Below are 13,424 nucleotides of genomic sequence, written 5' to 3'. Positions count from 1 at the left end.
ACGCAGGGATCGGCAAGCTCGGAGCATGTTCCAGCGGAAAATGCCAAAACCCTCACCTCGGCCCAGTACTTTCCGTAATCTCGGGATCACGCTCTTGGTGCGGCCGTGCGGGGGAGGGCGGTCGAGCATGCGCCGAAGTCCCTTCTCCAGCCTCGTGATGGCGAAAGGAGACCGGTCATGGCCGTCGAGGCCGAGGTCCTGAACGAACTGCACCGGCTGCGTACGCGTATGCCCCAGCTGACGGGGGCGCTGGCGGCCAGCGTCGACGGTCTCGTCCTCGCCCAGGACATGCCCGACGTCCAGCCGGAAGGGCTCGCGGCCCTCACCGCGGCCGCCCTCGGCGTCGGCTACCGCATGGTGGACCTCACGGCCCGCGGCGAGTTCTGTGAACTGCTCGTGCGCGGGGCGGGCGGATACGTCGCCACCTACGCGGCCGGCCCCTCCGCCGTCCTCACCCTGCTCGCCGACGACCGGGCCAACGTCGGTCGCCTGCACCTGGAGGGCCGGCGCAGCGGCGCGCACATCGCTGAACTGATCGCGGTACACCGCTCCTTACCGAAGGACGCACCCCCGCGCCCCACCGGCGCCCCGACCCCCCTCACGGCCCAGGGCAGATCCCTGGGCGCCCTCCCGGTCCGCATACCGCGCCAGTTCCGCCCGCAGCGAGGGCCGGAACTCGGCGGCTGAGCCGCATGCGGCGTCACCAACGGATCGCACGGGAGGCACGGGGGAGTCGTAGGGCGCGGCCTCTGCACACAGGGCCGTCCTGCCTGCACACCGGACCGGTCCCTCGGCCGCCGGAAGCCCCCCTCACACCCCTCCGCCCTCCGCCTCCGCACGCCCGCGCCGCGGTCCGACCCGCCCGCGTCGACGGCCACCGGCCCGGTCCGGTCCCGCACCCGCGTTCGTCCCGGGCGCGCTGAACCCGCCGGGGACGAGGCGCGGCGGTGCCACGGTCGGTGCGGGCGAGGGCGGACGTGCGACCGCCTCCGCAGACGGACGGTCGCCTGTCTCCGGCACACCCGCGTCCCCCGCCGCCGGTGCCGCACGCCCCATCACGCGCGTGTGGGGCATCAACGGGGCGCACGCGGAGCACACTTCGCTGAGGCTCCACACCTGGCCGACGGCCGGGTCGTGGCGCAACACCAGAACGACCGCGCCCGCGCAGGCGACCCGGGTGGCCTCGTGCAGCGCGCACCGCTGGCGACGGCACCAGCAGGCGGCATCGGGCCGCACCGCGGCCGCTCTGGCATGGGCGGCGGCGTGGGCCTCGGCGAAACGGCGCAGGGCCGCGAGGTCGCGCGAGCGCGGCGGCATCGCGCACGCCGAGGAGCAGGTGACGGAAGCGGTGCGGTCCCGGTGCCCGACCACACGGATCGTCCAGCAGCGTCCGGGACGGCGGGCTGACGGGGCGTCAGGGTACGTGAGAGCCAAGACCACATGTCCTTCGTGGGAGGCGAGACGGGCGGAAGAGGCACTCCGGGCTGGTTCCGGCGCCACGCACCGGAAGTGACCTCGTTCACAGCATGCCCATGGCCCCGCGGACCATTCGCGCGGTGCCCCCTCTGGGCGACAGACCGGGGTCGTGACGGTCAACGGCGCGTGAACGCACCCGTTCCGCTTTCGCTCGCGCCCCCTCAGTGCGGAAACGCCCGGGGCTGCCTGAGCCGGGGGAGTTCGTCGCGGAACTCCGCGATGCGGGAGCTGATCTGGCGCATCAGGACCGTGTCCTCGAGGCGGTCCAGATAGAGGTTGCGGCGGGCGAGGGCGGGCGCGTCCACGCAGAAGTACAGCGCCATCAGCGGGTTGACGAACAGTTCGCTGTTCTTCGTCCGCTCGGTGAACCGTACGTCGCCGAAGTCGCCGCGTACGGCGGCCGCGACGGAGCCGTTGACGATGCTCGGGTGGTCCGGGGTGGACTCCTGGGCGTGGGCCACCGCGTCGACGTACAGGGCACCCTCGCGGCTGTCGCGCGGCAGGGAGAACGCGCCGAGGTAGCCGCCCTCCCGGTCCAGCGCGGCCAGGTTCTCCAGCACCAGGGAGTGGTTGACCCCGTGGTAGGAGTCCACACCGAAGCCGAGGCAGGCCACCAGCCGGTGCTCGACCTCGTCGAGGCCGTGCACGGCGGCCAGGCTGGCCATGTCCTCCTCGGGTGTGCCCAGCCCGTGCTCGTCGCCCCGCATGAGGATGTCCGTCCCGCCGTCCACCAGGACCAGGGCGTCCACCCCGCCCAGGTGGTCCAGCAGAGCGCGGTAGGCGGCCCGCAGCGGGGTCACGCCGGTGCGGGCGAACGCGTACACCGTCGAGGGCAGACCGTGCAGGGCGAGCCAGCGGGCCAGGGTGCGTTCGGGGAAGTAGTCGCCCCGGGCGGGGGTGTCCGGGTCGACGGCCGCGACGTCCGGCTCCACCCAGACGTCGATGGGCAGGCCGTACAGGTCGGAGAAGGACAGGTTGGCCAGATGGACGTCCTTGCCCGCCGAGCGCAGGGCGAGCGCCAGTGGCAGGCCCGCGTAGACGTCGAAACCGCCGCCCGCACCGGCGACGAGTATCCGCCGCGCGTCGCGCAGCCGGGTGAAGAGCGGAGGTTCGTGGAGGAAGAACACGCCGGGACGCTAACAGGCGTCGATCATCCGGCCCACCGAATTGCCGAAAGGGGCCCGGAGACGGGTGTCTCCGGGCCCCTTTCGGTGTGCTTACGCGCCGCTCCCGCGGAGCATGTCTTCACGCTCGACGATCTTCACGCGCTCGCGGCCCTGCGGCTCGCCCAGCGCCTTCTCGGCGGCGTCCAGCTTGTACCAGCCCTCCCAGGTGGTGAAGCGGATCTCGCGCTCGGCGAGAAACGCGTCCACGGCCTCCGGGGCGGGCGAGGACGGCGTGTGCAGACGGTCGTTCGCGAAGTCGTCCAGCAGGTTCGACACCGTCTCGTTGGCGTCGCCCTTGGTGTGGCCGATCAGACCGACCGGGCCGCGCCGGATCCAGCCGGTCACGTACGTCGACTGCAGGTGCGCGCCGCTCTCCTCGATGACCCGGCCGCCCTCGTCGGGGACCGTGCCCGAGTCGATGTCCCAGGGCAGCTTGGGCAGCTTCTCGGACAGGTAGCCGACGGCGCGGTAGACCGCCGTGACGTCCCAGTCCTTGAACTCGCCGGTGCCCTTGACATTGCCGGTGCCGTCGAGGGCGGTGCGCTCGGTGCGCAGGCCGACGACCTTGCCGTCCTCGCCGAGGATCTCGGCCGGGGACTCGAAGAAGTGCAGGAACAGCTTGTGCGGGCGGTCGCCGATGTCGCGGATCGCCCAGTTCTCCAGCGTCTTGGCGACCATGTCGGCCTGCTTGTTGCCGCGCCGGGTCGCGATCGAGCCGTCGTCGTAGTCGATGTCCTCGGGGTCGACGATGACCTCGATGTTGGGGGAGTGGTCCAGCTCCCGCAGCTCCATCGGGGAGAACTTCGCCTGCGCCGGGCCACGGCGGCCGAAGACGTGGATCTCCAGCGCCTTGTTGGCCTTCAGGCCCTCGTAGACGTTCGGCGGTATCTCCGTCGGCAGCAGTTCGTCCGCCGTCTTGGCCAGGATGCGGGCCACGTCCAGGGCGACGTTGCCGACACCGAGGACGGCGACCTTCTCCGCCTCCAGCGGCCAGGTGCGCGGCACGTCCGGGTGGCCGTCGTACCAGGACACGAAGTCCGCGGCGCCGTACGAGCCGTCCAGCTCGATGCCGGGGATCGACAGCTCGCGGTCGGCCATCGCGCCGGTCGAGAAGATGACGGCGTCGTAGAAGGCGCGCAGGTCGTCCAGGTTGATGTCGGTCGGGTAGTCGACGTTGCCGAAGAGACGGATCTGCGGCTTGTCGAGGACCTGGTGCAGGGCCGTGATGATGCCCTTGATCCGGGGGTGGTCCGGAGCTACGCCGTAACGGATCAGTCCGAACGGGGCCGGCATGCGCTCGAAGAGGTCGATGGACACACCGGGGTCGGTGGCCACATCGGACTTGAGCAGCGCGTCGGCGGCGTAGATCCCGGCGGGGCCGGCTCCGACAATGGCTACCCGCAGGGGGCGGGGCATGATCAGGTTCCCTTCGAGCGGTGACAGATCGACTCGGAGGGAAGCCTAAACTGAGGCAAACCTAAGTCGGTACGCGGGTCCGGTCTATGGACTCATAAACATCCTTTATGAGCTGGAAGCGGCCCGTGAACCGTGGGAGCGGTCGTCAGGGCAGCGGCTGTTCGGCCCAGATCACCTTTCCGCCAGGTGTGTAACGGGTGCCCCAGCGGTCGGTGAGCTGGGCGACCAGGAACAGGCCGCGGCCGCCCTCGTCCGTCATGGCCGCGTACCGCAGATGGGGCGAGGTGTTGCTGCTGTCGGAGACCTCGCAGATCAGGGTGCGGTCGCGCAGCAGGCGCACACGGACGGGCGGGGCGCCGTAGCGGATCGCGTTGGTGACCAGCTCGCTCAGGATCAGCTCCGTGGTGAAGGACAGGTCCTCCAGCTCCCAGCGCGCGAGCTGCCGGGCGACCGCGGCCCGCACCTCGCCCACCGCGGCCGGGTCCACGGGTACGTCCCACTCGGCGACCTGCTCCGCGCCGAGCGCCCGGGTGCGCGCGACGATCAGGGCGATGTCGTCGTTCGGGCGCGCCGGAAGCAGCGACTCCAGGACGGCCTGGCAGGTCTCCTCCGGCGACGTGTTGGTCCGCTCCAGGGCGTCGCGCAGCCGTTCGAGACCGGTGTCGATGTCCTGTCTGCGGTCCTCGACCAGCCCGTCGGTGTACAGCACCAGCCGACTGCCCTCCGCCAGCTCCAGCTCCGTCGTCTCGAACGGCAGCCCGCCCAGCCCGAGCGGCAGCCCGGCCGGGACGTCCGGGAACTCGACCCGGCCGTCGGGGTGGACCAGGGCGGGCGGCGGATGGCCGGCGCGGGCGACGATGCAGCGCCGGGAGACCGGGTCGTAGATGGCGTACAGACAGGTCGCTCCCGCGACGGGCGCCGCGATGCCGTCGGCCGTCTCGTCCTGGTCGATGCGGGCCACCAGCTCGTCGAGCAGGCCGAGGAGTTCCTCCGGTGCGAGGTCCAGGGCGGAGAAGTTGTGGACGGCGGTGCGCAGCCGGCCCATGGTGGCCGCCGCGTGCAGCCCGTGGCCGACGACGTCGCCGACCACGAGCGCGACGCGGGCGCCGGACAGCGGCAGGACGTCGAACCAGTCGCCGCCGACCCCAGCCTGCGCGGGCAGATAGCGGTAGGCGATGTCCAGGGCGCCCTGCTCGGGCAGGGTGCGCGGCAGCAGGCTGCGCTGGAGCGTGACGGCCATGCCGTGCTCGCGGGTGAAGCGGCGCGCGTTGTCGATGGAGACCGCGGCGCGCGCCACCAGCTCCTCCGCGAGGACGACCTCCTCCGGGTCGAAGGGCTCGGGCCGCTCCGAACGCCAGAAACTGACCACGCCCAGCACCAGGGCCCCCGCGCGCACGGGCACCGTGATCAGCGAGTGGATGCCGAACTCCACGGCCTGCTCGGTCCGCTCCAGGTCCTGCGCCCGCCAGCCCGGGGACTCGGCGAGCCGCGCCTCCAGGACGGGCCGCCCCTCGGCCAGGGTGCGGGCCTGCGGGGCGGACTCGACGAACCGGATCTTCTCGCCGACCGCGTACAGCGGCGCGCCCTTGCGGATCCCGCTCATCGCCGTGCGCCGCAGCGTGGCCCGGGAATCCGGCTCCTCCCCCTCCAGGACGGCGTCGAAGAGGTCCACGGCCGCGAAGTCCGCGAACCGCGGTACGGCCAGCTCCGCCAGCTCCTCCGCCGTCCGGGTCACGTCCAGGCTCGTGCCGATGCCCACTCCGGCCGCGTACAGCATGTCGAGGCGCTCGCGCGCCGCCTCCGCCCGGCCGGACAGAGCGCGCAGCTCCGTGGAGTCGCGCAAGGTGGCGACGCTGCCGGCCGGCCCGCCGGCGACGTCGGTGGTCCGCTGGTTGATCGCCAGCAGCCGTTCCCCGACCAGGTGCACCTCGTCCGTGACCACCCGCCCGGAGGCCAGCAGCTCGGCGGTGCCGGCGTCCAGCCCGAGGTCGAAGACCTTCCGGCGCTCGGCGTCAGCGGGCAGGTCCAGCAGCCGGTGCGCCTCGTCGTTGGCGAGCAGCAGGTCGCCCTCCCCGCCGACGATGATCACCCCTTCGCGCACGGCGTGCAGCACCGCGTCGTGGTGCTCGTACATGCGGGTCATCTCGCGCGGGCCCAGTCCGTGTGTCTGGCGCAGCAGGCGGCGGCTGACCAGCGCCGTACCGCCCGTGGCCAGCGCCAGGGCCGCCGCGGCGGTGGCCAGGACCAGGGGCAGCTGACGGTCCGCGTTCCCGCCGACGCGGTCGGTGGTGATACCGGCCGACACCAGCCCCACGACCTTGCCGTCGGCGTCCTTCACCGGTACGACCGCCTGCACGAGCCGGCCGATCGTCCCGTCGACCTCCTCGACCACCGTGCCGCCCGCCTGCGCCGGCTGCAGCGTCCCGACGAACTTCTTGCCGATGCGGTCCGGCTTGGGATGGGTGTAGCGGACCCCGTCGGTGTTCATCACGACGATGAAGTCGACCTCCGACGCCTCACGGGCGGCCTCGGCCCGCGGCTGCAGCACGGCCGTGGGGTCGGGACTGCGCAACGCCGCCACGATGCCCGGGGAGTTGGCGAAGGTCTCGGCGACGGCCAGGGAGCGGTTGCGGGCCTCCTGGGTGCTGTCGTGCCGCACCTGGAGCACCAGGGCGACCACTGCCGCGACGACCAGCAGCAGCACGATGACGACCTGCAGAACGAACACCTGCGCGGCGAGGCTGCGCCCGCCCAGCGTGCTCTCGGGTGTGCGCCGTGCCCGCAGGCCCCGGGGACGTCGGGCCGGCCGGGCATCCGATCGCCCCAGGAGTCGGACCATGTGCCATGTCTACACTGCCGGGCCCCGTGAGGCGAGGGGCGTTACGGAAGGTGATGGCCCGTAATCGTCGTGCGCCACCCGGGCGAGCCGGGTGGCCAGCAGCAGGGCGATGTCGTCGGGCCGGTCGGCGGCCTGCCGCGCCGTCGCGGTGAGCCGGTCGGCGACGTCCGCCAGGGACCGCTCCGGAGGAGCGCCGGCGTCGGCCAGGACCGCGCGCAGGGCGGTGATGCCGTCGTCGATGTCCTGGCCGGGCCGCTCGACCAGCCCGTCCGTGTACAGGGCCAGGATCGCGCCGGGGTCCAGGCGCAGCTCCGCCACCGGGTAGTGGGCGCTCGGGTCGACACCGAGCACGACCCCGTCCGGCAGGTCCACGATCCGGGTACGTCCGTCGGGATGGCGCAGCAGCGGCGGCGGATGCCCGGCGTTGACCACCCGGGCCAGGCCGGTCGCCGGGTCCAGGCGGACGTAGCAGCAACTGGCGAACTGGCCGGGGTCGAGGTCGATGAGGAGGTGGTTCGTGCCGCCCATGACCTCCTCCGGCGGCCGGTCCCCGAGCGCGAACGCCCGGACCGCGCTGCGCAGTTGCCCCATGGTCGCTGCGGCCTGCACTCCGTGCCCCTGCACATCGCCGATGACCAGGGCCAGACCGTCCCCCGCCTCCACGACGTCGTACCAGTCGCCGCCCACCTCCATGCCCTCGGTGCCGGGCAGATACCGTCCGGCGGTCTCCACGCGCGCGTGCCGCGACAGCCGCCGGGGGAGGAGGGCCTGCTGGAGGCCGCGGGCGAGGGCGGCCTCGGTGTCGTAGCGCTGGGCCTTCTCCATCGCGTGCGCGATCAGGCCGGCGAGGGCGGTCAGGACCGTGCGCTCCTCGGAGCTGAAGCTGCGCGGACGGTCGAAGCCGAGGATGCACGAGCCGACCGGGCGGCCGGAGGCGATCAGCGGCAGGAACGCGCGTGCGCCCTCCGTCGCGTCGAGCGGGATGCCCGGGTAGGCGGCCGTCAACTGCTCCATCGAGTCGAAGAACAGCGGACGGCCCGTGGTGAGCGTCTCCACGCCCGGCAGACGCGCGTCCAGCCCCACGCCCTCGAACGGGGCCAGGAAGCCCTGGGGGAAGCCGGACTCCCACGCCAGGTACAGATGCCGCTCCTGGAGCAGGTAGATGGCCAGCCGGCGGCCGCCGAACGCGGGCAGCAGCTCCTGCATGACCACCGCCGACACCTGGCGGGCGGTCACCGCCTCGGTCAGCGCGATGGCGAGGACGATCGGGCGGTACAGCGGGGTGGTGGAGACGGCGTCCGGTGCGGGGGCCCCGCTCTCGGCGTCGGCCGCCGCGGCGGCCGTGGGCCCGTCCGAGTCGTGTGGCACGCGGCTCGCCGGGACGGCGGTGCACGTGAGGAGGTCCGTGCCGGGGTAGACGGCCATGCTGAGCCAGTCGCCCTCGTACGGCCGCGGATCCGACCCTCCTTCGCCGGCCTCCTGGGGCCGGCGGACGTGGAAGTGCACCGGCTCCGGCGACAGCAGGGCGCCGCGCAGAGGCTCCTCGTAGGCCGGCTGGTTCAGCCACGGCACCGCCTCCCACAGGGACCGGCCGAGCAGCCGGGAGCGCTCCACGCCCAGCAGGTGCGCGGCCCGGGGGTTGGCGTAGACGATCAACCCCAGCCGGTCGAGGCAGAACACGCCCTCGGGCAGCAGGTCGGCGGCTCCGTCGGCCAGGGCGCCGGGCCCCGGGTCGAGGAGGACGCCGGTGACGCCAGGGGCCGGCGTGGCCGTACCGGCGCCGGTGGCCCGCAGCTCCAGCAGCCGCAGACCGCCGTCGGCGGTGCGGACCTGGACCGGCAGCGGCGGCGGTCTGCCCTGGGCGGCCTCGTGCAGCAGAGTGGGGAGCCGGTGGGCGTCCGTCGGGTCGACGGCCCGTGCCAGGGCGTCCAGGCCGGCCGGCCGCTCGTCCGGCGGCAGCCCGAGCAGCGCGCGGGCGGCCTCGTCGGCGGTCACGGTGCCGGTCGCCGGGTCCCACGACAGATGCCCGACACGACCCAGGGCCAGGCCCGCGGCCGGCGGACGGACGCACAACGGCTCGTCGTCCCAGGTGACGGCCTGTCCGTCCGTCTCGTACCGCAGCAGGGCCGCCGCCAGGGCGTCCGCCACACGCCCGATCCCTTCGCACCCCGCCTGCACGTCCCCGGCGTCCGCGGCCGCCGCACGCAGGACGGTCATCACCCCGAAGGTCCGCCCCTCCGCCGCGCAGGGCACGCAGAGCGTCGCGAACTGGAAGGGCAGCCCCGCCGCGAACTGCGGGTAGCGGCGCATGGTCTCGGCGGCGTTCGCCAGGACCACCGGCACGCCGCGCCGGTGGGCGTCGACCACCGGGAACGGCCGGTCCACGCTCACCTGCCACCACGGCCGGAACAGCGGCCCGGGCAGCCCCGAGAGAACCGCGAGCCGCAGCAGTCCGGGCGTACTCGAGCACATGTACACGCCCCCGGCGCGGCCGTCCACGGCACACAGCGCGTCCGCCACGGCCCCGGCCAGCAGTGCGGCCGGCAACCCGGACGGCTCCCGCTCGTCCCCGGCGCTCCCAGTCATCGCCCCTACCTCGTCCGTGCGCCGCCCAGTGGGTGACACAGCAAGAATGCGCCACATCGGGGCCGGTGTGCATCCCGCGGCCCACCGAGCGCGGTCCGTGAGCCGCCCGGACACGGAACCGGCGGGGGCCCGCAAGCCTGCAACATCTCCACACCTCCTGCCCCGGCGCGGCGCCGGGCCGATCACCCACCTCGCCGACCCGCCGCCGCCCGGCCCGAGTCGGGTCCGGCGCACCCGCCCGACGAGAGAGCCCGGAGCAGCGTCTCCGGGAGCCCGACGGGAGTGGTGGCCGGACGGGTCTGCGTCGGGGCGTGGGCCGGGTCGTCCCGGGAGCCCGGTGCGGGTTGACGAGGGGAGGCAGCCGTTGCGGCCGCGCGGGAGGGGGCCGGGGGCCGCTGTGGTCGCCTGCGTGCGCGTCGAGCGCGGCGCGGTGCGGGGCGACGCCGTGCCCATGTCCCCTGCGCGGGCTGAGAGTTCACCTCATGCCCACCGCCGCCCTCATCGTGACCGGCGCCCGGGTCCGCACCCTCGACGCCGCCGCCCGCCCACGGGCCACGTCCGTCGCCGTACGCGACGGGATCGTCGCCGCGGTGGGGGGAGGAGGCCGAGGTACGCGACTGGCGCGGGCCCGGCACGGAGGTCGTACGGCTCGACGGGGCGCACCTCGTGCCCGGGCTGGTGGACGCGCACCGTCACCCCGTGTGGGGCCTGGACATGGTCACCGGCACCGATCTGTCGGCGGTGACGGACCTGGCCGGGCTGCGGGCCGCGCTGATGTCCGCCGAGTGCGTCGACGGCTGGGTGATCGGATACGGCCTCGACCACAACGCCTTCGAGGGCCGGCCCGTCGACCGCGCCCTGGTGGAGGACGTCCTCGCCGGATCACCGGCCGTCGTACGGACCGCCACGCACGCCATCGGAGACGCGGCCGTGCGCCACGTCCTGGACACCCTGGCCGCCCTCGGGCCGGACGGCCGGGGCCGGCACCGGATCGAGCACGTCGAGATGGCTCCCGACGAGCTGCTGCCCCGGTTCGCGCAGGTCGGGGTGACCGCGTCGATGCAGCCCCCGCACACCGCCCACACCCGCTCCGACGGCACTGACGAGTGGTCCCGCCGACTCGGCACCGCCCGGGCCGCCCACGCCTGGCGCCTGCGCGACCTGCGGGACGCGGGCGCCACGCTCGCCCTCGGCTCGGACCGGCCCATCGCCCACCACGACGTCCGGGCCGTCCTCGCGACGGCCCGCAGCCCCCGGGGCGCTGCCTCCAGGCGACCGGGCCTCACGGGCCCGGAGGCGCTGGAGGGCTGCACCACCCACGCGGCCCGTGCCGCGGGGGGAGCAGGACCACGCGGGCCGGATCGCGCCCGGCATCCGGGCCGACCTCACGGCCCTGTCCGTGGACCCGGTCGAGGCCCCCACGGACGAACCGACCGAAGCACCGGTCCGTCTGACGGTGACGGGTGGTCATGTGGTCCACCGCGGAGACTGAGCCGGGAAGGTTCCCGCGGCCGCGGGGTAACCGCCCGTCATGGGCGAGATCGTGGTCGGCACCTGCTCGTGGACGGACCGTGCCCTCGTCGGCAGCGGCTGGTATCCGCCCGGACGGCGGGACGCGGAGGGCCGGTTACGGCACTACGCCGAACGCTTCCCGGTGGTCGAGGTGGACTCGACGTACTACGCGCTGCCCGGCGAGCGCACCAGCCGGCTGTGGGCGGAGCGCACACCCGACGGCTTCGTGTTCGACGTGAAGGCATTCTCCCTGCTGACCGGTCACCCCACCCGGCCCTCCGTGCTCCCGCCGGGGCTTCCCCCGGACGTCCGTTCGCCGAGGGCGCTGGACGAGATGTGGCGGCGGTTCGCGGACGGCATACGGCCGCTGCGGGAGGCGGGACGGCTGGGCGCCGTCCTGTTCCAGTTCCCGCCGTGGCTGCGGCCGGGGCCGCGGGCCGAGGAGTTCCTCGCCCAGTGCGCCGCCCGCACCGCCGGATGGCCGGTCTGCGTCGAGTTCCGGCACCCCGACTGGTGGCGCGGCGAACAGGAGCCCGCGACCGCCGCGTTGCTGCGGTCGTACGGATTCGCCGCCGTGGCCGTCGACATGGAACCGTCGCTGCCGTCCGCGGTTCCTCCCGTCACGCCCGTCACCTCGCCGCGGCTGTCGGTCGTGCGCTTCCACGGCCGTAGCCCCGCCTGGGGGACGGGCAGCAAGGAGGACCGCTTCCGGCACGAGTACACCGAGGACGAACTGCGGGAGTGGCTGCCCCGGGTGCGCGCGCTCGCCCTGCGGGCCGAGCAGGTACACGTGCTGTTCAACAACTGCTGCGCCGACGCGGCCGTCCGGGCCGCGGCACGCATGCGTGACCTGCTCGGAGACTGACGGGTACCGACCTGTCAGGCGGTCGCCTTCAGAGTGCTCTTGGCGAGTTCGTACGCCGGGAGCATCGCCTCGTGCTCCTGGGTGTCCATGCCGCCGAGGTGCAGCACGACCGGACCGTCGGACGTGGTCACGGCCAGGGCGCGCTCCTTCTTCGTCTCCTCCAGCAGCTCGCTCGTGGTGACGTACTCCACCTCGGTTCCGGTGAGGCCGCCCGCCTCGAAGGCGCGGTACTTCGCCCCGCTCGACCCGCTCTCGGCGGTGACGAAGCCCTCCAGCACGGTACGGGCGTCGGCGTCGCCCGGCTTGCCCGTCCAGACACGCAGGAAGCCGACCTTGCCGGCGGGCTTGGCGTCGACCTCGCAGGCCATGGTCACGGGGCCCTGGTGCAGCAACGCGTCGGCGAGCTCGTCGGTCAGTTCGTCACCGGTGTCGCCCTTCTGCGAGGCCGAGTCGACGGCCTCGGCCTCCCAGAACTCGGCGATGTCGAAGGTGACGGGGAGTTCACAGGCGGAACCGTCGGCGCCGATGCTGCCCCCGCTCGCCGCGACCTTGGCCGTCGCGGTCGCCGCCGCCTTGGCCGCGCTCGAGCCCTGCTCGGCGTCCCCGTCCCCGCATCCCGTCGCCACACCCGTCAGCAGGGCCGCCACCGCCAGGCCCCGCCCCATGTTCCCCACCCCGAAGCGCACTGCTGTCTCTCCTCTTCCTCGGTACCGGCGGAGCACTGTATCCGAGGCCACCGACACCGCGGCGCGCGCAGGGTGTCTTCCTACTCGAGCGTGCTCTCCTCGACGTTCTCCATCCGCGCGTACAGCACCTGCTCGTTCACCTCCAGGTTGTTGATCAGCTTGAGGGCGACCGTGATGCCGTGGCCGACGAGCTCGTCGGCGGTCTCGCCGTACTCGACCTGCAGGACGGTGTTGGGGGCGCGGTCGTCGTCGGCGGCGCGCAGCGGGTCCCGCCTGCCGTGGGCGCCGATCTCGGTGGCCGCCTGCAAGACGAACGCGACGGCGTGGGCCTTGGCCCGGGGCATCGTCAGCGTCAGCAGCTCCCGCTCGACCCGGTCGAGCCGCACCCCGGCGTCCCGGTCGCCGAACAGCAGCGCGTACAGCAGGTCCTTGGCCTCGAGCAGCAACAGCTCGCCGGCCCGTGACCGGCAGGCCGGGGCGATCAGGGCCGAGTCCTTCGGCGGTGGGTCGATCAGCAGGCCGTCCCGCTCCAGCGCCTCCCGGGTCAGCGTCCGGTAGCGCTCCACGAACGCCCGCAGCCCGTCCGCGTCCAGGCCCCAGGCCCGCACCCGCGCGATCCGGGCGGCCCGCGCACGACTGTCGTCGACCGCCGTGGCGCCCGGGTCGGCCGGTTCCGTACGCGCCGCCGGTACGGTCGCCGTGCCCAGGGCCAGGTCGAGGAGCTGCTCCACCAGCCAGGCGCGCGGCTGCTGCTCCAGTACCGCCCGCACGCGCCCCCGCAACTGCCCGGCCAGGTCCTCACGTGCCTGTTCGATGATCGCGGCAATGCCGTCGGTCCCGTTCATGAGGGCGACGGTAGGAGCGCCGAGCCGCCTGGC

At 73.7% G+C, this 13,424-nt stretch carries 9 protein-coding genes and 1 pseudogene; 3 read left to right on the top strand and 7 right to left on the bottom strand.

Translation table 11 applies throughout. The features are described 5' to 3' along the window. The first annotated feature begins 177 nt into the window (after positions 1–177). Positions 178–687, top strand: coding sequence for a roadblock/LC7 domain-containing protein (locus tag IE263_RS14200; protein WP_189936114.1), 510 nt, complete (start codon positions 178–180; stop codon positions 685–687). A gap of 123 nt (positions 688–810) precedes the next feature. On the opposite strand, the gene IE263_RS14195 is transcribed toward IE263_RS14200, so the two are convergent. From IE263_RS14195 to IE263_RS14175, 5 genes are all read right to left on the bottom strand, one after another. Then, positions 811–1,440, bottom strand: coding sequence for a hypothetical protein (locus IE263_RS14195; protein WP_373311973.1), 630 nt, complete (start codon positions 1,438–1,440; stop codon positions 811–813). Between the two features lie 197 nt (positions 1,441–1,637). Next, complete coding sequence (locus IE263_RS14190) at positions 1,638–2,603, bottom strand: DUF1152 domain-containing protein (RefSeq protein ID WP_189936109.1); 966 nt, start codon at positions 2,601–2,603, stop codon at positions 1,638–1,640. 90 nt (positions 2,604–2,693) lie between these two features. Then, entirely contained in the window at positions 2,694–4,058 is a 1,365-nt protein-coding gene (locus IE263_RS14185) for an FAD-dependent oxidoreductase (RefSeq protein WP_189936108.1), read from the bottom strand. 145 nt (positions 4,059–4,203) lie between these two features. After that, positions 4,204–6,897, bottom strand: coding sequence for a SpoIIE family protein phosphatase (locus IE263_RS14180; protein WP_189936106.1), 2,694 nt, complete (start codon positions 6,895–6,897; stop codon positions 4,204–4,206). A gap of 9 nt (positions 6,898–6,906) precedes the next feature. Beyond that, the gene (locus tag IE263_RS14175) at positions 6,907–9,483 is read right to left on the bottom strand and encodes a SpoIIE family protein phosphatase (RefSeq protein WP_189936104.1); all 2,577 of its coding nucleotides are present in this window, start codon (positions 9,481–9,483) and stop codon (positions 6,907–6,909) included. Between the two features lie 482 nt (positions 9,484–9,965). Between IE263_RS14175 and IE263_RS14170 the strand changes: the two are divergent. Then, positions 9,966–10,975, top strand: a pseudogene (locus IE263_RS14170) (amidohydrolase family protein). A gap of 39 nt (positions 10,976–11,014) precedes the next feature. Continuing rightward, positions 11,015–11,860, top strand: a complete 846-nt coding sequence (locus tag IE263_RS14165) for a DUF72 domain-containing protein (RefSeq protein ID WP_189936102.1) — start codon at positions 11,015–11,017, stop codon at positions 11,858–11,860. A 14-nt stretch (positions 11,861–11,874) separates the two neighbouring features. Here the strand turns inward: IE263_RS14165 and IE263_RS14160 are convergent, their stop codons facing one another. Together IE263_RS14160 and IE263_RS14155 are read right to left on the bottom strand one after the other, a co-directional pair. Further along, positions 11,875–12,546: a lipoprotein gene (locus IE263_RS14160; protein ID WP_229910973.1), complete on the bottom strand. Its 672-nt coding sequence runs from the start codon at positions 12,544–12,546 to the stop codon at positions 11,875–11,877. A gap of 80 nt (positions 12,547–12,626) precedes the next feature. Next, positions 12,627–13,391: a hypothetical protein gene (locus tag IE263_RS14155; RefSeq protein WP_189936100.1), complete on the bottom strand. Its 765-nt coding sequence runs from the start codon at positions 13,389–13,391 to the stop codon at positions 12,627–12,629. Positions 13,392–13,424: the final 33 nt, after the last annotated feature.

The organism is Streptomyces aurantiogriseus (assembly GCF_014649375.1).
Classification (GTDB): Bacteria; Actinomycetota; Actinomycetes; order Streptomycetales; family Streptomycetaceae; genus Streptomyces; species Streptomyces aurantiogriseus.
This window is presented reverse-complemented; position numbering and strand designations above follow the sequence as displayed.